Here is a 21,331-nt window from a genome sequence, read left to right as displayed (position 1 = left end):
AGAGTGCGCAGCTTGTGGAATTCCTCCCGGTCAATCAAGGCCCGTAGGTCGTGACGGAAAACGTATTGGCATGAAACAGCGGGTCCGGCTTGGGCTCGGCCTTGCTCGGCGCCGGCTGGGTAAAGTCCATGGCCGGCAGGAATACCCGCTGGCTCGCCGGGTCGAACGCCATGTTGTAGGCCATCGGCAAGCTGCTGACGCTGGCGCGTACGGCGTAGTGGTCGGCATCCGTTTGATCCACCAGCGTCAGGTTGGCATCGACGCCACTGGGGATCAGCAAGCGCCGGTGCTGCTCGTCGTAGGCCAGGGCGTTGACGTCGCGGGTGATCGGCAGCTTCGCCTTTACTTCACCGGTTTTCCGGTCGGCAACGATCAACACCGGCACTTCACCGCGACACGCCACAAACAGTCGCTGGCGCGCCACGTCCTGGGCCAATGCGCTGGGCTTGGGGCAACCGGCAAACTGCCAGGTGTCAAGCAACGCAAAGGTGCTCGCCGAATAGCGGGCGACCTTGCCTTCATCGCGCATCGGCAGGAAGAAGCTGCCGTCGCCCTTGATCAGCAGCGGGTCGATTTTCTTCACCGCCAGTTCATGGGCGCCGGTGATTCGTTCCTGTTTCGGGTCGAATTCAAACAGCGTCGAACGATCCGCCCGACGCCCACTGACAATAATCACCTTGCCCGTCGATGGCTCGTACACCGCGCTGTTGAGGTTGCTTTGCGCCACCGGGATGCGCTTCAGGAATGTGAGTGTGGATAACTCCACCACACTCAGACTGCCGTCGGTGTTGAGCACGAATACCCGGTCTACCTCAGGCACGAACACCACGCCGTTGGCGCCTTCGGACTGCGCCACCGTCTCGACCAGGCGCTGCTGTTTCACATCAAACACGCTCAGGCCGTTTTCCCGGCGGGCCAGGAACAGATACGGCCGGGTCGGGTCCAGCCCGACAAAGCCCCAACTGTGGCCGGAGCCGGGCAATGTCACCCGGTGTTCGCGATGGTAGGTCGAGTCATCAGCCGATGCCGCGCCGCTGATCAACAGTGCTGCCAGTAACCAGTGTTTCATCAGAACTCCAGGGTGCTGGAGACGGACACCTGCCGCGCATCGCCGATGGATACGAACTGGGTGTTCACGGCCGAGGTGTAATAGGTACGGTCAAACAGGTTCTTCACGTTGAGCTGGAACTTGACCTTCTGCCCCTCGATTTTAGTGTCATAGGTGGCGAACGCATCGGCCACGGTGTAGCCCGGCAGTTCGAAGCTGTTGGCCGCGTCCCCTGCACGCTCGCCGACATAACGTGCCCCGGCGCCGACCCGCAGTTGGTCGCCACCGAGAATGCTGCCGAAGTCATACACCGCCGACAGCGAGCCGGTGTTCTTCGCCACGTTTTGCAGGCGATTACCTTTGTATTCGGGGTCTTCGGTGACTTCGGCATCGGTGTAGGCATAGCTGCCGATCACGCTCCACTTGTCCGTCAGTTGGCCGCTGGCATCCAGTTCCAGGCCACGGGAGCGCACTTTGCCGGCGACGCTGTAGACCGAGGTCAGGCCATCGCCGACCTGCACCAGCACGTTGCGTTTTTCGATGTTGAACAGGGCGGCGCTGGCGGTGATGCGCCCTGGTATATCGAGCTTGGTCCCCAACTCCCAGGACTTCGACTGCTCCGGCTCAAGGCTGCCATCCAGCACACTTTTGTTCGCCAGCGGTGCGATGGTGGAATTGGGCTTGAACGACTCGGTGTAGCTGCCATAGAACGACAGCTCGTCGGTGTAGCGGTACACCAGGCCCGCGCGTGGCACCCACTTCTGGCCATTGCCGTCGGTGTTGGCGGTGAACGGGACACCCTTGCCGGCGTATTGGTCGTACATCTGATAACGCGCGCCGCCCACCAGGATCCACTGGTCAGTGAGGTGGATCGCATCCTGCAGGAACAGCGAGTCGCTGCGCAGCAGGTCCGTCTGGTTGCTGTCCGGCGCGCTGACGGTGGTGCCCGCCACTTCATTGCCATAGACCGGATCGTTGTAGTTGAACGTGCCACGGGGCGCCTGGCGGATCAGGTCGGCCCGGTAGATCTTGCGGTATTCGTCATCCAGGCCGAAGGTCAGGTCATGCTGCATGCCCGCGACGTTGACCTTGCCTTCAAGGCTGGCGGTGGCGAAGCGGTCGGTGGTCAGTGCGCCCTGGGTGCCGTCCATGCTGCGGGTCAGGGTGCCATTGGCGTTGACCTTGACCACACGCACCTGGCTGGCGTCGTAGGTCTCGCGGTTCCAGCTGTAGCCGAAGTGGGCTTTCCAGTCGTCATTCAAATCGTGGTCGGCCTCGAAGCGGTACAGGTCGGAGCGGCCTTCCATGTTGTTGAAGGGCTCGTCCAGGCGGCGAGTCGACGGGATGTTGAGCGGGTGGTTGGTCTTGGGGTCGATGGCGGTGCCCCGGTCGAACGGCGAGAGAAACTCCCGGTGCTCATAGGCAAACAACAGCTTGGTGTTGTCGCCGTACCAGGCCAGCGACGGTGCGATCAGGCTCTCGCGGTGAGTGCCGTAGTTGCGCCAGTAATCTTCGTCTTCATGGTCGACGATCAAGCGGTACGCCAACCCGCTGTCACCGATGGGCCCTGTGGTGTCGAGGTTGCCGCCGCTGCCGTTCTTGCCGTCGCCAAAGGTCGAGCCGCGCACGGTCAGCGAGGTGGATTGGATCAGCTCGGGTTTCTTGCTGACGATATTGACCACGCCGCCCGGATCCTGGATGCCATACAGCAACGACGACGGGCCCTTGAGCACTTCGACGCGCTCGGCGGTGGAGTTCAGCGCGCGGCCCTGCACCAGCGGCATGCCGTCCTGCATGATCGAACCGTTTCGGTTGTCACCAAAGCCGCGCAGCATCACCGCGTCCTGGGTGCTGCCCAAGGTGTTGGCCTGGGTGATGCCACTGATGTTGGTCAGGGCATCGTCGAGGTTGCGCGGCTGTTGATCGCGCATCACCTGGGCCGGTACAACGTTGACAGTCTGTGGGGTTTCCAGCAGCAGGCCGTGGGAACGCATCACCGAACTGGTAGGCGGCGGTTGATAGCTGGTGGTATCCGAGGCCAGGGCGGCACCGTTGATGGTGGTGGCGCCGAGGTTCAGCGCGCCGTCGGTGGGCAGCGGTTCCAGGGCCAGGGTGCGGGCGTCGATCTGGCGGAAGGTGAAGCCGGAATTACCCAGCAGGCGTTGCATGGCCTGGGCCGCACTCATCTGCCCGGTGATGGCCGGGGCCTTGATGGCGTACGGCGCTTCGTCGGTGTAGACCACGCTGATGCCGGTCACCCGGGTGAAGTCGCTCAAGGCCTGGGGCAGCGGCTTGGCGGCCAGGGCAAAGTTGAACAGCGTGCTCTGCTGCTGCGCCTCGGCCGCCTGCGCCACGCCCAGGGGCAACAGCGCCAGCCCCGAAACTGCCAATACCGAGGCTCCCAGCCAATGTTTAACCGAACCCGCCGACGTTGCCCTGGACTTCATGCTTGAGAACCCGTGTGTAAAAACGCTGTTAATGCGAATTAATCGCAGTTTCAAGCACTACACGGATGGCCGACAGGTTTACCTCACACCGATTTGAAAATAATTTCAGTCACGCCGGTTGGATCCGAAATCCGAAGCGCGGAACGTGCACATGCACGGTGCCGGCGCGGTCATCGGTGCGCCGCAGAATCAGCTCTTCGCGGCCGGCAAACAGCAACTCCCCGGCCACCGGATCGGTGCCGTAGTCGGTGGCGCTGATGGTCACTTGCTGGCCGGGCTTGAAGCCGTTCGGGTCTTCGAAGATTTCTTCCGGCAGGTTGGCCGGCGTGGCATTGCGCGCGACTTCCAGGGCTTGCTCGGCACTCATCTGGCTCGACGTGCCATGCCCGAAACCCAACACCCGGGCGAGCCAGGCGGCCACCGCAGGATAGGTTTCCACCAGCGGCGAGGTGACCGACGATCCCATGAGGAACCACAACGGGTGCGCCAGGGCGAAGTCGGCAATCGACGGCTCGCCGAACAGGAAGTCGCCCTGCTGGTGCTGCAACTGCTGATTGATACGACCGATGATCACCGGCCATTGATGCTTGGCCTGATCCAGTTGCACACGGGTGGCCGTGCCGCCACTGAACAATTTGCTGCGGTCGGCCACCAGCACCTGGAGCATTTCCGGCGGCACTTTGGCGAACTTGACCGCCAGGGATTCCGGCTGGAACACCAGGCTCACGGCATGGGAGAACACCGTCGAATCAGCCCAGGCGGCGAAGCTTTGGCTGACCAGTTCCAGGCCTTGGGGAAACAGCGCCGGCACGGACTTTTCCTGCTCCAGGCGGCGGGCGATCAGTGCGGTGTCGCAGTAGATATCGGCGCCCACCTGCAACACCGGGGTCTTGCGATAACCACCGGTGAGGGCCGTCAAGTCAGGCTTGGGCATCACCGGCGAGATGTGCACCGAACGCCAGGACAAGCCCTTGAAGCCCAGCAACAGGCGGGCTTTTTCGGCAAACGGGGATTGCGGGTAGTGGTGCAGGATCAACTCAGTCATGCCAGGCTCCGCTCAATGAGTGAGCGTCCAGCTTAGCCTGCAAACCCGGCAAAGGCGCGCATGGGAACCTATCAGTCAAACTGATGGGCCGATCGCCGCCAGGCACTCCTTGGCGCTTTTCTTGAGTTTCTTGATCAGCCGTTCCTGGCGCAGCGCCTCGGCCTTGCTGATGCATGCCTCGGTGTACACCAGCGCCACGGCGGGGCTTGAGAGGAAAAACCGTGCGCCCTTGCCACTCTGGTGCATGGCAAAGCGGCGCACCGGGTCATTGCTGATACCGCAATAGAGCGAGCCATTGGCGGCGCGCACCAGGTAGACAAACCACGGTTTGGCTTCAGAAGGAGTCGTCACGGATCAATTCGGCAAACCAAAGGAACGCCAATCTTATCAACGACTGGCCTGGAACGCCTTCAACCCTTTCAGCGCCTGGGCCCGCACGGCGTTTTTCACCAGCGGCGTCCAGCCCAGCAACAGGCCTTTGGTGCCCAACGCCTGCCGCGACCAGCGCCACAGGTCAAAGTGGTCGTGGTGCTCGCAGATCTTGCCGTCACGAAACACAAAGCGCGCCCGGATATCGTTGACTACGGTGTTGCCCGTCGCACTGAACAGGTAGGTCGCCACCCAGTGGGCGCTGCCGGTAATTTCATCGCTGCGCACACTGTCGAAGGTCAGGGAAAAGTCCTTGGCCCGGGTGGTCAGCATGCGCCACATGTCGCCGGCATCACGGCCACGCAGTTCACCGAATGCCGGGTCGCTGAACACCACGTCGTCGCTGTAGCAGGCGCTCATGGCCTCGGCATCCAGGCGCTGGAAGGCACTGTAGAACTCGGTGATCAAGGCGTTATGGACGTCGCTCATGGGCAGGTTCCGCAAAAGAAGTTGGGATGGCCGGTACGATAATCCCCAAGGCCGGGGAACACTACTGGCATCAACGCCAGGAATACCTCATCCCGTCCCTTCAGGGCACCATTCCGCTGCTGCGAGCATAGTGGAACAAATCCACATCGGTGGAGATACACAGCCGGTTCATCGCGGTACTTTTCTGTTTGCTGATGGTGGAGATGCTGCGATTGACCCGCGCGGCAATCTGGCTGACGGTCATGCCGCTGGCCAGCATGCGCACCACTTCGCGTTCCTTGCCCGACAGTTGCGGCGATTGTGATTGATCGCCCGTGCCGGCCTGCACCAACTGGGTCCGCAGGGACTCGCTGACGAAGGTCTTGCCCTCGCAGACTTCCTTGATGGCCGTGGGCAACTCCTTGGCCGACGCACTCTTGGCGACAATGCCTCGGGCGCCCTCGGCAAACGAGGCACGCAGGGTGGCGATATTGGCGAACATCGTCACCAGGATCACCGGCACTCCGGGGTATTGGCGTTGCAACAAGCCCAACAACACATAGCCGTCAGCCTGCTGCCCGCCCGGCATGGCGAAGTCCGTCACCAGCACATCGCAAGGGGTGCTGCCCAGTACCCGCAGCAGCTCATCCGGGCCGTTGGCCTCACCGACCACCTTGCACTTGCCGTTGGCCTCGATCACCACCTTCTGCCCGATCCGAACAATGGGATGATCGTCAGCAATAATTACGCGAAGCATAGAAATCCATGAGTGATGGCAAATTGATTTGCGCAAAATAACCCTGTCCGTCCCGGGCAACAACCGCCCACCTGGGAGCGGTTTTCAATGGCGTCCCGTGTTCTTAAGCGGGTGATTTTTTACCTACAACAAAAAAGGAAACCACCTACAAACTAAGCCCACAGACAGAGGTAATACCCCCTACAGAATCGTTGAAAATGTCATAAATCTGTCAAATAGCGCAGATACACCAGCAGGTCCTGGTCGAACCGCTGCAATGCCCGCCTGTTGCACCGGATCCCGTGCTTGCGCACCTGTTCGATCAACTCCCCCGCACAGCGATCCAGCTCCGTCTCGCCAAAAAACGCCAGGCTTCCCGCCAGGCGATGCAGGCAGTCGACCAATGCATGCGGGTCGACGATGCGGCAAGCCTGTACCAGGCCTGCGTAATCAGCCTCGGCCTCGCGCACCAGGGTGCGCAACATCTGGTTCACCACCTGTTCATCGCCAAATGTCCTGATCAGTTCGGCACGAGTCGGCCAGTGCGCCCCGACGCAGGCTGTGGCAGGCAGGTTCGTACTGGCGCCCGGCGGCTGTGGCAGCCACTGCTCCAGCACCCCGCGCAATTGTTCCAGGGTCAGCGGCTTGAGCAGCCAGGCATCCATGCCGGCCTCAAGGCAGCGGCGCGCATCGTCCGCAGAGAGTTTGGCGGTCAAGGCAATGATCGGCACACGCGGGCGGCTGTGTACGGCCTCTCGCCGCCTGATCTCACGAGCCATGCTATAGCCATCCAGCACCGGCATGCGGCAATCGCTGATCACCAGGTCGAAATGCCGCAGGGCGATGGCGGTCAACGCGGCCTGCCCGTTGCACACCAGTTCGTGATCGACTTCGAATTTTTGCAGGAACCAGCCCATCAAGGCGCGATAGGCCTGATGGTCCTCGACGATCAGCACGCTCAGGTGCTTCCAGTGAACAGGAGGACTGCGCCATGGCACCGTTTGCTGCCTGGGGGCGTCGTCAGCAAACACGCTTGGCATCATGGCCACCTCGATATCGGCGCCGACCTGCCAGGGCCATCAGACGGCCCTGGCATATCGTCTAGTGAGGGTGCGCTTGACGGTGATCCTTAACCCATCCGCCTGGCACCCATTACCGAATCAAGCTATCCACATGAATACCACTCTTGCGATACAAGAACTACGAAAAGACAGTTTTTCCTACAGCTCCGCCCACCTATTCCGACTTGACGCAGGCGAGCTAGAGGGATAGCGGATTGTCGTAATTCTTGTATTTCCCCTCCTCCCCCCCGGCGCTAAATTGCGCCCCACCCCAAGAGGGCAACCCGCCAACTCACCTGGCGGCCAACTATCCGAACTGACCCGACGCCCAACCGCGCCTCTTTCTGCGCTGCGGTGAGCTGCACCCGTCAGTTGATCCAACACCGAGACAATACAACCATGAACAAGCACCTGATCGCCGTCGCCAGCGCCCTGCTGATCACTGGCACCGCCCCCGCCTTCGCCGCCAGCACCGTGGACCTGACAGTCAAGGGCATCATCACCCCGAATGCCTGCACGCCGAGCCTGTCCAGTGGCGGGGTCATCGACCACGGCAAGATGTCGGCCAAGGACTTGAACGCCACCCAGATCACCCTGTTGCCGAAAGTCACGCTGCAAATGACCGTGACCTGCGATGCGCCGGTGATCTTCGCCCTCAAGGCGACCGACAACCGTATTGGCTCCGGCAGCGGCAGCGGCTTCGGGCTGGGCTTTATCAACGGCACGCAAAAGCTGGGTTCCTATAGCTTGACCCTTGGCGCCAACGGTAGCCCGCCCCAGGCCGACGGCGAAACCGTGCAAGCCATCGGGTCTTTCGACAATGGCGTCACCTGGGAGCGTTGGAACAGCTTTGAAACCGGCACCTATCTCTCGGTCGCCACCCTGGCAGACGCCAGCACCCCGCGTGCCACCCAGCAACTGGTCACCCCCGTGGCCTACAGCGGCTACATCAACCGCACCGACGGCCTGGACCTGAGCAACGAAGTCAATATCGACGGCTCGGCCACCATTGAAGTGCTCTACCTGTAACCCACCTTCGCCCCTGACCTGCAACCAAAAGGTGCTGCTCGATGATGAATTCCTCACCCGCTGTCTTTCTCGCCACGTTGCTGCTGGCCCCCACCGTACTGGCCACCAGCAGTACCGACTTCGCCGTCACGGGCACCATCACGCCGAATGCCTGTGAACCCATGCTCTCCGGCGGAGGCGTGGTGGATTACGGAAAAATGCCGGCCAAGGAACTCAACACCGACAGCCCGACCTCACTGCAGCCGCAGACCATGCAAATGGAAGTCCTGTGTGAGGCGCCAACGTTCATCGCGCTGAGCACGATCGATAACCGCGCCGGCACTTCGGCAATTAACGACTACTGGCATGGCCTGGGGTTGACGGACAGTGGCGAAAAACTTGGCGCCACCGCATTCGGCCTGCTCAACCCGGTCGCGGACGGCGTCACGGTCAAGACGATCAACTCGACCGATGGCGGGGTGACCTGGCTCCCGTCGATTTACCTGGGCCACTACACCCAAACCTCGGTCGCCACCAACGGCGGTGCGAACACCCCGATTGCGATACGGCAATTCAGTGCCGACCTGCGCGTGTACACGATGGTCGACGGCACCGACCGCCTGACCGTGCTCGACGAAGTGCCGCTGGACGGCCATGCCACCGTGCAACTGAAGTACCTGTAACCCTTTATTCAACCGGCCCCACTCGAAAGGAAACGTGTGCCCCATGAAACTTACGCTCAATGCCCTGGCCACCGCGCTGCTGCTCAGCACCAGCGCCTCTGCCCTGGCGGCGTCCACCGTCGACCTGACTGTCAAAGGGGTGATTACCCCCAACGCCTGCACACCTGGCCTGTCCGGCGGAGGGATGGTGGACTACGGCAAGATCTCCGCCAAAGACCTGAACCTCACGACCCCCAAACAACTGCCACGCACCACCTTGCAACTGACCATCACCTGCGACGGCGGCACCCTGTTTGCCGTCAAGGGCACCGACAACCGCGCCGGGTCCAACTCCAGCGGCGGCACCTACGGCCTGGGGTTGATCAACGGTACCCAGAAGCTGGGGGCCTACGACCTGATGCTGAATAACGCAGTCGCAGACTCTGTCGCCGTCACGGTGCTGGAATCCGGGGATAACGGCACGACCTGGGCAGAGTCGGCGGACGCGATCCTGCCACCCAGCGCATTGGCGGCTTTCGGCGATAGAACCTCGGGCACCTGGCTGCCGGTACCGATCCAGCAAGTCGTCAGCGACCTGGTGGTGTACGCGCAGATCGCCCGGGCCGACAGCCTGGACCTGAGCGATGAACACCCGATCGACGGCTCGGCCACGCTGGAAGTGAAGTACCTGTAAACCCGCGGCCTCGCCGTTCGCAGCGAGGCGCCTTACTTGCACCGAACACATTGAAGACCGAATGATGAACAGAACCCTACGCCTGTGCACGGCGCTGTTATTGCTCAACACCGGCTCTAGCGTGTTTGCCAGCACCGCCACCGAGATGACCCTGTCGGGCCTGGTCACCCCCAGTTCCTGCACCATCGCGCTCTCCGGCAGCGGCATCATCGACCACGGCACCATCCCTGCCCATCTCCTCAACCAGGTGGCTCCCACCCCGTTGCCCACCCAATGGCTGGAGGTAGAGATTCACTGCAGCGGCCCCTTGTTGTTTGGCCTGATTGGCCTGGACAGCCGCGAAGATTCGTCCGCCGCACCGGACACTACCTACGGCCTGGGGAGAAACCCCATCGCGCCCGCGGAGCAGTTGGGTTACGTCGACCTGGCGTTCGAAGCGGCGCAAGGAGACGGCCAGGCCATGCAGTCACTTGTGTCAAACCCCGAAGGCGGCCTCTGGGCTCCCCAACCGGCCATCCACCCCAAGACTCTGATGGGCTTTGCCCGTCCCGGCCGACCGTTTCCGGAACCCATCGTCACCCTGACCACCCGGATCCGCGCACAGACCACCATCCACCCGGCGAACCGTCTGACCCTCAGGCAAGACGTTCCCCTCGATGGCTCACTGGTCCTGGATTTGCGTTACCTCTAAGCCCTGTGATCATTTTAGGAACTGCGTCATGAAGACCTATCCAACCTTGCTGGCCCTGGGCTGGCTGCTGAGCACCCAGGCGTTTGCCGACGGCATGGTGCCCGACACCTCGGTGGTGATCGTCAACGAGGCCGACGGCGAAGCTTCGGTGTCGGTGACCAACACCGACGGCAAACTGGCCCTGCTGCACGTCACCCTGGAAGACATTCCGGAAGACACCGAATCGCTGCTGTTCGTCACCCCGCCCCTGTCCCGGGTCGAGGCCGATAAAAGCCAGCTGGTGCGCTTTATCCTGCGCAACCCCACGCCCCTGAAAACCCAACGCCTGAAGCGGGTGATCTTCGAAGGCATGCCCAAGGACCGTGACGCCGCCCAGGCTGGCCATGCGCGGGTGGGCGTGACCGTGCGCCAGAACCTGCCGGTGATCATTCATCCCAAGGGCCTGGCGCCGAACCGCACACCCTGGACCGGGCTGACCTGGTCGTTGAACGCCGGTCACCTGAACGTCGCCAACCCCACGCCTTACGTGGTGCGCCTGGCCCAGGAGCTGCAATTGCTGCCCGGCAAGCAGAGCCTGGTGCTGCCACGCACTTATGTGTTGCCCGGCGAAACCCTGCGGCTCAGCACGCCCCACACCGCCACGGCCGTACGCCTGCAACCGGCCACCGTGTACGGCTTTGCCGTCGCCGCCTATGAAGCACCGATAACCGCCGCAAACGCTGAATAACGAAGTGACAGCCCTGTGACTGTCACCGGGAAGCCCGCCAACCGTTGCCGGCTTCCATAACCTGAGTGCCTTTACGTGAACACAGTAACCACTGACCCGGCTGGCGAAGCCGTGCCTGACTGTCCTTTACGCCCCGCCCGGATGCGGGCCGCGCTGCCACTGACCATGGCGTTGCTGTCGGCCGATGCCTGGGGCGACGCCTTCGACGCGCAAACCCTGCACCAGCGCGGTATCGACCCGGAACTGGCCTACCTGTTGCTGCACGCACCGCGCTACACCAGCGGCCGCCACGCCGTGAGCCTGACGGTGAACGGCCAGCGCCGTGGCCGCCTCGATGTGCAGTTCGACAGCCAGGGCGCGCTGTGCTTCGACCGCCCGCTGCTGGACGCCGCCGACCTGGTGATACCGGCCCCGCTGGCCGACAGCCGCTGCCATGACTTCCTCGGCGAATACCCGCAAACCGTGGTGGAGCAAGACCCCGCCAGCCTGAGCGTGAGCCTGATGGTGCCCACCGATGCTCTGCGCCCGCGCCAACGTGAGCTGTCCGGTTATGAAACCGGAGGGTTCGCCGGCTTGCTCAACTACGACCTCACCGGTTTGTACAACCGTTATGGCGACGACGCCAGCCGCTTCGGCTCGGCCAATACCGAGCTGGGCTTCAACGCGGGCGACTGGATCGTGCGCAGCCGCCAGGTCCAGACCTGGCAAGACTCCCGGTCCCGCAGTACCCACCTGGAAGCCTATGCCCAGCGCACCTTCGCCGAGCAGCAGGCGGTGTTGCAGGCCGGGCAGATCAACCTCTACAACCCGGTGCTGTCATCCGCGCAGATCACCGGTATGCAGCTGTTTACCGAACAGGCCCTGCAGGACCAGGAACAGGGCTCGACCATCAGCGGCATCGCCAACAGCCCGGCCCAGGTGGAAGTGCGCCAGAACGGCGCGCTGATTCACTCCACGGTGGTGCCGGCCGGGCCGTTCTCGCTGACCGACGTGAGGCGCCTGAACACACGCTCCGACGTTGAAGTGACGGTCAAGGAAAGCACCGGCGAAGAGCGACGCTTCACCGTGCCGGCGGCGATGCTCGGCATCGGCTTGCCAGCCCCGGGTTACTCGTTGGGGGCGGGCCGGGTGCGCAATATCGGCGATACGCGCGGCGACGATCCGTGGGTGATCAGTGGCGGCTGGAGCGGCGCCTTGAACCCGCGCCTGAGCCTGGGAGCCGGCGCGCTTGCCGCCGAAGACTACCGTGCCACGGGTGCCAGCCTCGGCCTGTTGCCGTGGCCAGACGGCCAGGTACAACTGTCGACCCAGATTGCCGATGCCCAACGCCTGGGTGAACGCGGCGTACAGACCGACCTGAGCCTGTCCCAGCGCCTGGGCCGGCAATGGTCGATCACCGCCGGCGCCTCCCACCGCACCATGGGCTACCGGGAGCTGGAAGACGCCGCCTACTACGACTCACGGGACGACGAGGGTCGCCTCACCCGCTATCGCGACCAGCAGAGCCTGGCCCTGGGCTGGGCCCATCCATGGCTGGGCGCCTTCAATGCCGGCCTGTCGCGCACCACCACGTTCAACGGCGAAAACAGCAGCCGTGCCCTGGCTTCATGGGGCACCAGCGTGCGCGGCGTGTCGCTGTCGGCCAGTGCCGAGTGGCAGGTCAGCGGCCGGCAGAATAACGAGAACGCGGTGTACCTGAACCTGAGCGTGCCACTGGGTGAGAACCGGCGTGGGCGCTCCTGGGTGCGCAACTCCGGTGGCGAGCATCGCATCGGCCTGGGGGTGAACGAGCAGGTCAACGATCAACTCAGTTACCGGGTCAGTGCCGAGCACGACAGCCGCGACCAACAAGTGGAATCCACCCTCGGCGTGTCCTATCTGCCGCGCTATGCACAACTGGACATGAACTACAGCCGCTCTGACGCCGAGCGCTCCAGCTACCAGGGCGGTGTGCGCGGTGCGGTGGTGGCCCACAGCGGTGGCGTGACCTTCTCGCCTTATCCGGTGCGCGACACCTTTGCGCTGGTGTCTGTCGGCGATATGGCCGGGGTCAAGCTCACCACGCCCAGCGGCCCGGTATGGACCGACTTCCAGGGTCAGGCCGTGGTACCGCAGGTGTCCGCCTACGGGCGCAGCCCCGTGGAAGTGCAAACCCAGTCGCTGCCACGCAACGCCGATATCAGCAACGGCCTGGCCGTCATCAGCGCCGGGCGCGGCGCGGTGGATCGCGTGGAGTTCGGCGTGGCGCTGACCCGTCGCGCCTTGCTCACGGTGGCAACCGACCACGGTACGCCACTGCCCCGTGGCGCCACGGTGAGTACCGCCGATGGCGAGTTCGTGACCCTGGTGCAGGAAGGCAGCCAGGTGTTCCTGCCGAACGTGCTGGACCCACGCCCCCTGTGGGTCAAGGCACCGGGCATGAGCCGCTGTGAACTGCAGGTTGAACTCGCGGAAAAAGCCGACCCGCAGGTGTATTTCGAAACCGCCCCGGCCCGCTGTGTGATGCCATGAGGAAGACTGTGATGAAGCGATTGTTACTGCTGGGATTGGCCCTGGGCGCCATCGTCCAGGGCCGGGCGCACGCCGACGAATGCCAACTGACCCTAAGCCAGTCGCGCCTGGATTTCGGCGTGATGAACCGCGCCGTGCAGCGCAACCCCGGCACAGAAATCCTGCTGGGAGAACGCCGCCTGAGCCTCAACCTGAACTGCCCGACGCCCACCGATATGCACGTGTTCTACCGGGCCCTGGCCGGGACCGCCGAGCGCTACCGCTTTACCGAGCGTGGCAGTTACCGCGTGCACATCAGCGATGCGGTACTCGACGGCCAGGCTGTTGAACTGGGGTTGACCAGCGGGCAAGGCCAGGCGCCCAGTGCCAGGGGCAGGACACTCGACTGGCGGCCCGACCAGGCCATCGTACCGTTGCGCGACGGTGCGCCGACCACCGGCAGCAGCTTCTCGGCGCAATTGCTGGTCAATGCCTGGGCGCAGGCCGACGCCCTGCAAGTGCGCGACGCGGTGACCTGGGAAGCCAGCGGCTTGATCGACGCCGTCGCCAGCGGCCGCGCACGGGAGTTGTCGCTGCAAGCCGGCTTCGCTCCGGCGGCCTGCGAGACCACGCTGTCCAACGGCGGCATCATCGACTTTGGCCGTATGTGGTCCAGGAGCCTTAACACCGACAAGGAAACCGGGCTGGTCTCCCGCAGCCTGCTGCTGAGTATCGGCTGCGACGGCCCGACTCATTTCGCCTTGCGCATGCATGACAACCGCAAAGGCTCGGCCACCGGCGGCATCGACGAAACCGCCTACGGCCTGGGAGTGGACGACAGCCGTAATAAAATCGGCCGGTACTTCCTCTATTTCGACCCCTTCGACCTGCGCGCCGATGCCCTGCCCCAGGTATATCGCACCGACTCCACCACCGGTGGCGTGGCCTGGAGCAGCTCCAGCGCCTACCCCATTCCCATCGGCAGCAGCAGTTTGCTCGGCTTTACCGCTCTACCCGGCAGCAATGCCGGCCCCACCGCGATCCAGAACCTGAGTGGGCAGATCAGCGTGCGCGCCGTCCTGTCCCCCATGAACAGCCTGGACCTGCGTACGGAAGTACTGCTCGACGGTTCGGGCACGATTGAAATTATCTACCTCTGATCAAGGAGTATGGTCATGCACCTACGCCAGCGTTCTCTCGCAACACTTGCCCTGCTGACCCTCAGCAGCGGTGCCACGGCAGCCTCCAGTGTCGAACTTGGCGTCACCGGCTTGCTCACTCCCAGTGCCTGTACACCGGCGCTGTCGAGCAACGGGCTGATCGACTACGGCAAGATTTCCCAACAGGAGTTGAACATTGATCGCGGCAAACGCCTGCCGGTGCGCTACCTGAGCGTGACCATCAACTGCGAGGCAGCGACTCGCTACGCCCTGCGCATGAGCGACAACCGCGACGGCACCGCCAACGTCAACAGCGAAATCTACTACGGGCTGGGCCTGGACCCGAGTGGCAACAAGATCGGGCTGTACTCCCTGACCTTCGACCCCAAGCAGACGGTGATCGACAGCCTGCCGGAGGTTTACGGCACCGAGTCCACCAGCGGCGGCATCGCCTGGCGCACCGCCAACAGCAACCCGATCGACATCGGTTCGCGCAGCTTTCTCGGCTTTACCGACACCGTCGGCAGCACCAGCGGGCCGACGGCCTTCCAGACGCTGAGCAGCCTGGTCAGGGTCGATACGGTGATCGCTGCCAAGAACAATCTCGACCTCAGCAGCGACGTGCATATCGATGGTTCCAGCACTATGGAAGTGCTGTACCTCTAGACCTTTTCGCTGGTCACGCCGACATACCGCGCACGCCCGGCGCCCAACCCCGCGATGATCGCGCCCAGGCCGATCACCGCGAAAATCCAGCCGGTGGCGTTCCAGCCACCGGTCCAGTCATGCACCAGCCCGACCGCGAACGGCCCCATGGACGCCAGGGTGTAGCCGATGCCCTGGGCCATGCTCGACAGGTTGGCGGCTACATGGGAGTCCCGTGAACGCAGCACGATCAAGGTCAGCGCCAGGCTGAAAGTGCCACCCTGGCCCAGGCCCAGCAATATCGCCCAGCCCCACAAACCGTCCAGCGGTGCATACAGGCAACCGAACAGGCCGCCCAGGGTCAGCACCATCACCACCACGATGGCCAGGCGCTGGTCCTTGCCACGAGTGGCCAACCAGGGCGCAGCCAGGGAACTGGCCAGTTGCACAATCACCGAACCGGAAAGCACCAGGCCCGCCTGGGTGGCGCTCAGGCCACGGCCGATCAGGATCGACGGCAGCCAGCCAAACACAATGTACGCCAGGGAGGATTGCAGGCCCATGTACAGGGTCACCTGCCAGGCCAGCGGATCACGCAACAAGCCCTTCACGCGATAGGCCACCTGGTGCGCGCCGTGTTTCTGGCCAACTTGCGGCAACCAGAACAACGCCGCGACCAACGCCGGGAGAATCCAGAACCCCAGGCCGATGTTCCAGCTGTCGCCGAAGTAATGACTCAGCGGCACCGTGGATCCCGCCGCCAGCGCTGCACCCAGGCACAGGGCCATGGTGTACACGCCGGTCATGGTGCCGGCCTGTTTGGCGAAATCGCGCTTGACGATACCGGGCAACAGCACCCCGATGATGCCGATACTCGCGCCCGCCAGCAGGCTGCCGGCGAACAGCCCGGCCTCACCGAATGAACTGCGCAGGATGATGCCGCCGGCCAGGGTCAGCAGAATGCCCAGCACCACCCGCTCGGCGCCAAAACGTCGGGCCAGGATCGGAGCCAGTGGCGCGAACAGGCCCAGGCACAAGACGGGCAGCGTCGTCAGCAACCCGGCCTTGGCCGCCGAGAGACCCAGGCTGTGGGAGACCTCAGCGAGCAGCGGCGCCATGCTCGACAACGCCGGGCGCAGGTTCAGCGCCACCAGGATCAGGCCCAACAGCAACAACCACAGACGGCTTACCACCGGCGGGCTGTGCTGGACCTCATCGTCATCGGCTTCGGCGTCGATCAGCAGTTCATCAAGGGCATTTTCTGAACGGGGCATGGTGGTCTCGGGTTCAAGGTTCATTGATCAACTGCCGGGACAGGGCCTTGGCGCGTTCCGGGTCCTGTTGCTCCACGGCATCGAGCAAGGCGCCGTGCAGGTCGAATACCGCTTGCCGGCGCGGCTGGATGTTCAGGGTCTGGCGCAGTTGCGCGCCGACAATGCTCGAGAAGTACTGATACAGCTCGCTCAAGGCCGGATTGTGGGCCGCGTCCACCAGGCGTTTGTGGAACACCAGGTCGCAGCTGATGTAGTGCTCAAGATCACCGTGGTAATGGTCGCCGCTGGCGTTGAGGGCCGCGCGCAAAGCGACCAGGTCTTCATCGGTGCGGCGCAACGCGGCCAAGCCGACTGCCTCGACTTCAAGAATCTGCCGCGTCTCCTGCGCCTGAGCCAGGGTGCAGTGGGACAAGGCTTTCATCGCTCCCAGCGGGTCGGTCATGGAGCGCAAATAGCTGCCGTCGCCCTGGCGGATCTCGATCAACCCGGAGAATGCCAATACGCGCATGGCTTCACGCACGGTGTTGCGGCTGATCCCCAACTCGGCAGACAACTCGGGCTCGGTGGGCAGGCGTTCGCCGATGGCCCATACGCCTTGGGTGATGCGCTGGCGCAACTGTTCGAGGGCTTGATCGACGAGGGAGCGTTTGATCAGGGGGGCGATGTCTGTCATGGGTTTCGTCCTTTCATCCAATCATAGGATGAATTTTCCCACAGCCTATTCGGAGTTGCCTACAAAGGCAACGCACTAGGGTTCTTGGGCAGGCAAAGGAGCAGTATTTTCGATTGGTAAAATTACCCTCAGAGGGTAATTATTGGACTCAGGTGTCTTATGGAAAAGTACACACCTCATTACGATCTGGCGGTGATAAAGGCGGATGTCAGGCGGCTTGGAAAGCAAGCATTTACTCAAAGCGCACGCCGTTGCGGCGAGGATCTTGATTTAAGCATCGAACAAATGCAGGCGGTCATTTTCGAGTTGAAAAACACGATGTTGTACAAGTCGATGACCACTCATGACGACCATCGAGTTTGGCAAGATGTGTATCACATTCACTCACATGATCTGGAGATCTACATCAAGGTGACCTACCGCACGGATGGTAAACTTCCGGTGATCTCCTTCAAGGAGAAAAACCCATGAAAACAGAGCAATGCTTCAGCTGCGGCAGGCATGACGGAATGCATCACTTCTCAGGACGTAGCGAAACATCGGAAGTCAAAGGTTTGCATCGCCGTATAGACGATCTGTCTGGATGGGAGTGCCAGGCATGTGGAGAGGTGATCCTGGACCCCGAAGACGCGGAACGCTATTCAGACCACTGCGATGAAATCGTTCACAGTTTCAGGCAGATGGTCGGCACCGAGATGAAGCGCATACGCCGCAAACTGCACCTTTCACAAAAAGAAACGGTACAACTGCTATCGGGTGGCGGCCACAACGCCTTATCTCGCTACGAGCGCGGTGAGGTATTGCCCCCCAAATCCCTGGTAGTCCTGATGCGTTTGCTTGAGCGTCACCCCCACTTGCTGGTCGAAGCAAAAATCCTGAGTGAAGGCGCAGATCTTCGCAATTCCGTGCATACGGTACATAAAGAGCACGAGACCCTGACGACAACTTGATTGATGGCAAAAATAAACCCGGCACCAGGCCGGGTTTATTGTTTCAAGCATTACCCATGGATCAATGCAGAATCTGGCTCAAGAACAACTTGGTCCGATCATTCTGCGGGTTGTCGAAGAAGTCATTCGGCGCCGCCTGTTCAACGATCTCGCCCTTGTCCATGAAGATCACGCGGTTGGCCACGGTGCGCGCGAAGCCCATTTCGTGGGTCACGCAGAGCATGGTCATGCCGTCTTCCGCCAGGCCGATCATGGTGTCCAGTACCTCTTTCACCATTTCCGGATCGAGCGCCGAGGTCGGCTCATCGAACAGCATGATTTTCGGCTTCATGCACAGCGCACGGGCAATCGCCACGCGCTGTTGCTGGCCGCCGGACAACTGCCCCGGAAACTTGTGGGCCTGCTCCGGAATACGCACGCGCTCAAGGTAGTGCATGGCAATTTCTTCAGCCTTGCGCTTGGGCATCTTGCGTACCCACATCGGGGCCAGCGTGCAGTTCTGCAGGATGGTCAGGTGCGGGAACAGGTTGAAGTGCTGGAACACCATGCCGACTTCGCGGCGGATCGCTTCGATCTGCTTGAGGTCGTTGGTCAGTTCCACGCCATCGACCACGATGCGGCCCTGCTGGTGCTCTTCCAGACGGTTGAGGCAGCGGATGGTGGTGGACTTGCCGGAACCCGACGGCCCGCACAGCACGATACGTTCGCCCTGCTTGACGTTCAGGTTGATGTCTTTCAACACGTGGAACTGGCCGTACCACTTGTTGACGCCCTGCATCTGAATAATGCCTTCAGGGCTCACAGGCTGTTTGATCGCTTCACTCATCACAAAACTCCTAACGCTTGTGGCCTGTGTCCAGCTTGTGTTCCAAATGAATGGAATAGCGGGACATACCAAAACAGAAAATCCAGAACACCAGGGCGGCGAACACGTAGCCTTCAGTGGCCATGCCCAACCATTTCGGGTCGGCGGCGGCTTGCTTGACGCTGTTGAGCAGGTCGAACAGGCCGATGATGATCACCAGGCTAGTGTCCTTGAACAACGCGATAAACGTGTTGACGATGCCCGGGATCACCATCTTCAGTGCCTGGGGCAAAATCACCAGGCCCATGCTGCGCCAGTAACCCAGGCCCATCGCGGCCGCAGCCTCGTATTGGCCCTTGGGAATCGCCTGCAAGCCACCGCGCACCACTTCGGCTACATAGGCCGACTGGAACAGGATCACGCCGATCAAGGCCCGCAGCAATTTGTCGATGCCCATGCCTTCCGGCAGGAACAGCGGCAACATTACCGACGACATGAACAACACCGTGATCAACGGTACGCCGCGCCAGAACTCGATGAAGGTCACGCAGACCACACGAATCGCCGGCATGTTCGAACGCCGACCCAACGCCAGCACAATGCCCAGCGGCAAGGCCCCGGCAATGCCGACGGTGGCGATCACCAGGGTTAGCATCAAGCCGCCCCACTGGCTGGTGGCCACGTTGGTCATGCCGAAGATCCCGCCGTGCAGCAGGAAGTAGGCAACGATCGGGTACACCACCAAAAAGCTCAGGCCGTAGACCGCCTTGCGCGTGAAGCGCGAGATGAACAGCGGCGCCACACCCACGATGGCCAGCCACACGGTCAGGTCGACACGCCAGCGCAGGTCGCCGGGGTAGTAGCCGTACATGAACTGCCCGAAGCGCTGTTGGATAAACACCCAGCAGGCGCCCTCCTTGGTGCAGTCGGCGCGGGTGGTACCGACCCAGTTTGCATCGAGGATCGCCCAGTGCAGGATCGGCGGCACGACCAGGTAGATCAGGTAGAACGCCAGCAATGTCAGCAGGGTGTTGAGCCAGCTGGAAAACAGGTTGGCGCGCATCCATGCCATCGGCCCGAACACTTTGTTCGGTGGCGGCATATCAGGTTTGAAAGTATGCGTACTCATGCAGGTTTCCTCACCGCTCGATCAGCGCAATGCGCTTGTTGTACCAGTTCATCAGCAGGGAAATGCTGATGCTGATCGCCAGGTACACGCTCATGGTGATGGCAATAACCTCGATGGCCTGGCCGGTCTGGTTGAGCACCGTGCCGGCAAACAGCGAAACCATTTCCGGGTAACCGATACCGGCGGCCAGCGACGAGTTTTTCGCCAGGTTCAGGTATTGGCTGGTCAGCGGCGGAATGATCACGCGCAGGGCTTGCGGGATGATCACCTTGCGCAGGGTCGGACCGTTGCGCAGCCCGAGGGAACGCGCCGCTTCGGTCTGGCCGTGGCTGACGGACTTGATGCCTGAACGCACGATCTCGGCGATAAACGCCGCGGTATACACGGTCAGGGCCAGGGTCAGCGCCAGCAACTCGGGAATCAGTACCCAGCCGCCGACGAAGTTGAAGCCTTGCAGCTTGGGCATTTCCCAGTGCAGCGGCGCGCCGAACACCAAAGCGCACAGCGCAGGGATCACCACCAACAGCGCCAGGCCGGCCCAGAACTTGTGGAACGGAACACCGGTGGCTTCAAAGCGTTTATTTGCCCAACGGGCCATCAGCACAATGGCGATGATTGCCACCACGACGCTGATCACAAACGGCCAGAAACCCTCCGCCATCAACGCGGCGGGCATGTTCAGGCCACGGCTGCTGACAAAGAACGTGTCGCCGAAGTTGTGGCTGTTGCGCGGCCCCGGCATCGTCAGGAATACCGCGAAGTACCAGAACAGGATTTGCAGCAGCGGCGGAATGTTGCGGAACACTTCCACATACACCGTGGCCAGCTTGTTGATCATCCAGTTGGGCGACAAGCGCGCCACACCGATGATGAACCCGAGGATGGTCGCCAGGACCACACCGATCACCGTCACCAGCAGGGTGTTGAGCAGACCGATCACAAAGACCCGGGCATAGCTGTCCGATTCGGTGTAGTCGATCAGGTGCTGAGCGATGCCGAAGCCGGCACTGCGCTCAAGAAAGTCGAAACCCGAGGTAATGCCCCGGTGTTGAAGGTTGGTTTGCGTGTTGTTGAACAGGTACCAGCCCAACGAGACCACCGCCACAATCGTGATGATCTGGAATAGCCACGCACGCACTTTTGGATCACTGAAGCTGAGCTTCTGTTTTGGTGCGCCGATTTGATTTTGCATTAAGTGCCCCAGAAATAATGGAACAGAACATCACCCGGCGGTTGGCCCACCGGGTGA

Annotated in this window: 22 protein-coding genes; 10 read left to right on the top strand and 12 right to left on the bottom strand. The window is 62.2% G+C overall.

What is annotated here, in order from left to right:
- Positions 1–34 precede the first annotated feature (34 nt).
- The 7 genes from HX869_RS19220 to HX869_RS19190 all read right to left on the bottom strand — a co-directional run bounded on the left by HX869_RS19220 (position 35) and on the right by HX869_RS19190 (position 7,069).
- Positions 35–1,069, bottom strand: a complete 1,035-nt coding sequence (locus HX869_RS19220; protein ID WP_178903520.1) for a YncE family protein — start codon at positions 1,067–1,069, stop codon at positions 35–37.
- On the bottom strand, positions 1,069–3,495 hold the full coding sequence (locus HX869_RS19215; protein ID WP_178903519.1) for a TonB-dependent receptor: 2,427 nt from the start codon (positions 3,493–3,495) through the stop codon (positions 1,069–1,071). The genes HX869_RS19220 and HX869_RS19215 overlap by 1 nt, the downstream gene beginning before the upstream one ends.
- 109 nt (positions 3,496–3,604) lie before the next feature.
- A complete protein-coding gene (locus tag HX869_RS19210; RefSeq protein WP_003216356.1) occupies positions 3,605–4,540 on the bottom strand; it encodes a glutathione S-transferase family protein in 936 nt (311 codons plus the stop codon).
- Between the two features lie 75 nt (positions 4,541–4,615).
- A complete protein-coding gene (locus HX869_RS19205; protein WP_003216354.1) occupies positions 4,616–4,891 on the bottom strand; it encodes a GIY-YIG nuclease family protein in 276 nt (91 codons plus the stop codon).
- Between the two features lie 36 nt (positions 4,892–4,927).
- Entirely contained in the window at positions 4,928–5,398 is a 471-nt protein-coding gene (locus HX869_RS19200) for a nuclear transport factor 2 family protein (protein ID WP_178903518.1), read from the bottom strand.
- Positions 5,399–5,498: 100 nt separating this feature from the next.
- Positions 5,499–6,134, bottom strand: a complete 636-nt coding sequence (locus HX869_RS19195) for a response regulator transcription factor (RefSeq protein WP_178903517.1) — start codon at positions 6,132–6,134, stop codon at positions 5,499–5,501.
- Between the two features lie 200 nt (positions 6,135–6,334).
- Positions 6,335–7,069 carry a response regulator gene (locus HX869_RS19190; RefSeq protein WP_178903526.1) on the bottom strand — a complete coding sequence of 245 codons (735 nt, stop codon included), beginning with the start codon at positions 7,067–7,069 and terminating at the stop codon, positions 6,335–6,337.
- A 504-nt stretch (positions 7,070–7,573) separates the two neighbouring features.
- Between HX869_RS19190 and HX869_RS19185 the strand changes: the two genes are divergently transcribed.
- The 8 genes from HX869_RS19185 to HX869_RS19150 all read left to right on the top strand — a co-directional run bounded on the left by HX869_RS19185 (position 7,574) and on the right by HX869_RS19150 (position 15,272).
- Positions 7,574–8,203 (top strand): DUF1120 domain-containing protein, encoded by a 630-nt coding sequence (locus HX869_RS19185; RefSeq protein ID WP_087692818.1) that lies wholly within the window; start codon positions 7,574–7,576, stop codon positions 8,201–8,203.
- Between the two features lie 44 nt (positions 8,204–8,247).
- A complete protein-coding gene (locus tag HX869_RS19180; RefSeq protein WP_168197537.1) occupies positions 8,248–8,865 on the top strand; it encodes a DUF1120 domain-containing protein in 618 nt (205 codons plus the stop codon).
- Positions 8,866–8,908: 43 nt separating this feature from the next.
- Entirely contained in the window at positions 8,909–9,538 is a 630-nt protein-coding gene (locus HX869_RS19175) for a DUF1120 domain-containing protein (RefSeq protein WP_008435636.1), read from the top strand.
- A gap of 64 nt (positions 9,539–9,602) precedes the next feature.
- On the top strand, positions 9,603–10,229 hold the full coding sequence (locus tag HX869_RS19170; protein ID WP_250884758.1) for a DUF1120 domain-containing protein: 627 nt from the start codon (positions 9,603–9,605) through the stop codon (positions 10,227–10,229).
- Between the two features lie 28 nt (positions 10,230–10,257).
- On the top strand, positions 10,258–10,956 hold the full coding sequence (locus tag HX869_RS19165) for a fimbria/pilus chaperone family protein (protein WP_008435638.1): 699 nt from the start codon (positions 10,258–10,260) through the stop codon (positions 10,954–10,956).
- Positions 10,957–11,097: 141 nt separating this feature from the next.
- On the top strand, positions 11,098–13,467 hold the full coding sequence (locus HX869_RS19160) for a fimbria/pilus outer membrane usher protein (RefSeq protein ID WP_178903525.1): 2,370 nt from the start codon (positions 11,098–11,100) through the stop codon (positions 13,465–13,467).
- Between the two features lie 11 nt (positions 13,468–13,478).
- Positions 13,479–14,606 (top strand): DUF1120 domain-containing protein, encoded by a 1,128-nt coding sequence (locus HX869_RS19155; protein ID WP_178903516.1) that lies wholly within the window; start codon positions 13,479–13,481, stop codon positions 14,604–14,606.
- A 15-nt stretch (positions 14,607–14,621) separates the two neighbouring features.
- Positions 14,622–15,272, top strand: a complete 651-nt coding sequence (locus tag HX869_RS19150; protein ID WP_087692824.1) for a DUF1120 domain-containing protein — start codon at positions 14,622–14,624, stop codon at positions 15,270–15,272.
- On the opposite strand, the gene HX869_RS19145 is transcribed toward HX869_RS19150, so the two are convergent.
- Positions 15,269–16,549 carry a CynX/NimT family MFS transporter gene (locus tag HX869_RS19145; RefSeq protein ID WP_178903515.1) on the bottom strand — a complete coding sequence of 427 codons (1,281 nt, stop codon included), beginning with the start codon at positions 16,547–16,549 and terminating at the stop codon, positions 15,269–15,271. The two genes, HX869_RS19150 and HX869_RS19145, sit on opposite strands and share 4 nt — an antisense overlap.
- Positions 16,539–17,198: a FadR/GntR family transcriptional regulator gene (locus HX869_RS19140; protein ID WP_003216331.1), complete on the bottom strand. Its 660-nt coding sequence runs from the start codon at positions 17,196–17,198 to the stop codon at positions 16,539–16,541. Before HX869_RS19140 ends, HX869_RS19145 begins: the two co-directional genes overlap by 11 nt.
- 159 nt (positions 17,199–17,357) lie before the next feature.
- On the opposite strand from HX869_RS19140, the gene HX869_RS19135 reads away from it, so the two are divergent.
- Together HX869_RS19135 and HX869_RS19130 are read left to right on the top strand one after the other, a co-directional pair.
- Entirely contained in the window at positions 17,358–17,669 is a 312-nt protein-coding gene (locus HX869_RS19135; protein WP_178903514.1) for a type II toxin-antitoxin system MqsR family toxin, read from the top strand.
- Positions 17,666–18,148: a type II toxin-antitoxin system MqsA family antitoxin gene (locus tag HX869_RS19130; RefSeq protein WP_003216327.1), complete on the top strand. Its 483-nt coding sequence runs from the start codon at positions 17,666–17,668 to the stop codon at positions 18,146–18,148. Before HX869_RS19135 ends, HX869_RS19130 begins: the two co-directional genes overlap by 4 nt.
- 61 nt (positions 18,149–18,209) lie before the next feature.
- Here HX869_RS19130 and HX869_RS19125 read toward each other — a convergent pair whose 3' ends face one another.
- The 3 genes from HX869_RS19125 to HX869_RS19115 are packed head-to-tail and all read right to left on the bottom strand — an operon-like array spanning position 18,210 to position 21,274.
- Complete coding sequence (locus HX869_RS19125; RefSeq protein ID WP_003171943.1) at positions 18,210–18,974, bottom strand: amino acid ABC transporter ATP-binding protein; 765 nt, start codon at positions 18,972–18,974, stop codon at positions 18,210–18,212.
- Positions 18,975–18,984: 10 nt separating this feature from the next.
- Positions 18,985–20,082 carry an amino acid ABC transporter permease gene (locus HX869_RS19120; protein ID WP_003216325.1) on the bottom strand — a complete coding sequence of 366 codons (1,098 nt, stop codon included), beginning with the start codon at positions 20,080–20,082 and terminating at the stop codon, positions 18,985–18,987.
- A gap of 10 nt (positions 20,083–20,092) precedes the next feature.
- Positions 20,093–21,274 (bottom strand): amino acid ABC transporter permease, encoded by a 1,182-nt coding sequence (locus HX869_RS19115; protein WP_003216323.1) that lies wholly within the window; start codon positions 21,272–21,274, stop codon positions 20,093–20,095.
- Positions 21,275–21,331: the final 57 nt, after the last annotated feature.

Source organism: Pseudomonas sp. P7779 (assembly GCF_013386315.1).
GTDB lineage: Bacteria > Pseudomonadota > Gammaproteobacteria > Pseudomonadales > Pseudomonadaceae > Aquipseudomonas.
This window is presented reverse-complemented; position numbering and strand designations above follow the sequence as displayed.

Excerpts from the sequence above, each read along its gene's own strand:
- HX869_RS19220 (WP_178903520.1), bottom strand. The coding sequence starts at position 1,069 with ATGAAACACTGGTTACTGGCAGCACTGTTGATCAGCGGCGCGGCATCG.
- HX869_RS19215 (WP_178903519.1), bottom strand. The coding sequence starts at position 3,495 with ATGAAGTCCAGGGCAACGTCGGCGGGTTCGGTTAAACATTGGCTGGGA.
- HX869_RS19210 (WP_003216356.1), bottom strand. The coding sequence starts at position 4,540 with ATGACTGAGTTGATCCTGCACCACTACCCGCAATCCCCGTTTGCCGAA.
- HX869_RS19200 (WP_178903518.1), bottom strand. The coding sequence starts at position 5,398 with ATGAGCGACGTCCATAACGCCTTGATCACCGAGTTCTACAGTGCCTTC.
- HX869_RS19195 (WP_178903517.1), bottom strand. The coding sequence starts at position 6,134 with ATGCTTCGCGTAATTATTGCTGACGATCATCCCATTGTTCGGATCGGG.
- HX869_RS19185 (WP_087692818.1), top strand. The coding sequence starts at position 7,574 with ATGAACAAGCACCTGATCGCCGTCGCCAGCGCCCTGCTGATCACTGGC.
- HX869_RS19180 (WP_168197537.1), top strand. The coding sequence starts at position 8,248 with ATGAATTCCTCACCCGCTGTCTTTCTCGCCACGTTGCTGCTGGCCCCC.
- HX869_RS19175 (WP_008435636.1), top strand. The coding sequence starts at position 8,909 with ATGAAACTTACGCTCAATGCCCTGGCCACCGCGCTGCTGCTCAGCACC.
- HX869_RS19170 (WP_250884758.1), top strand. The coding sequence starts at position 9,603 with ATGAACAGAACCCTACGCCTGTGCACGGCGCTGTTATTGCTCAACACC.
- HX869_RS19165 (WP_008435638.1), top strand. The coding sequence starts at position 10,258 with ATGAAGACCTATCCAACCTTGCTGGCCCTGGGCTGGCTGCTGAGCACC.
- HX869_RS19160 (WP_178903525.1), top strand. The coding sequence starts at position 11,098 with ATGCGGGCCGCGCTGCCACTGACCATGGCGTTGCTGTCGGCCGATGCC.
- HX869_RS19155 (WP_178903516.1), top strand. The coding sequence starts at position 13,479 with ATGAAGCGATTGTTACTGCTGGGATTGGCCCTGGGCGCCATCGTCCAG.
- HX869_RS19150 (WP_087692824.1), top strand. The coding sequence starts at position 14,622 with ATGCACCTACGCCAGCGTTCTCTCGCAACACTTGCCCTGCTGACCCTC.
- HX869_RS19145 (WP_178903515.1), bottom strand. The coding sequence starts at position 16,549 with ATGAACCTTGAACCCGAGACCACCATGCCCCGTTCAGAAAATGCCCTT.
- HX869_RS19140 (WP_003216331.1), bottom strand. The coding sequence starts at position 17,198 with ATGACAGACATCGCCCCCCTGATCAAACGCTCCCTCGTCGATCAAGCC.
- HX869_RS19135 (WP_178903514.1), top strand. The coding sequence starts at position 17,358 with ATGGAAAAGTACACACCTCATTACGATCTGGCGGTGATAAAGGCGGAT.
- HX869_RS19130 (WP_003216327.1), top strand. The coding sequence starts at position 17,666 with ATGAAAACAGAGCAATGCTTCAGCTGCGGCAGGCATGACGGAATGCAT.
- HX869_RS19125 (WP_003171943.1), bottom strand. The coding sequence starts at position 18,974 with ATGAGTGAAGCGATCAAACAGCCTGTGAGCCCTGAAGGCATTATTCAG.
- HX869_RS19120 (WP_003216325.1), bottom strand. The coding sequence starts at position 20,082 with ATGAGTACGCATACTTTCAAACCTGATATGCCGCCACCGAACAAAGTG.
- HX869_RS19115 (WP_003216323.1), bottom strand. The coding sequence starts at position 21,274 with ATGCAAAATCAAATCGGCGCACCAAAACAGAAGCTCAGCTTCAGTGAT.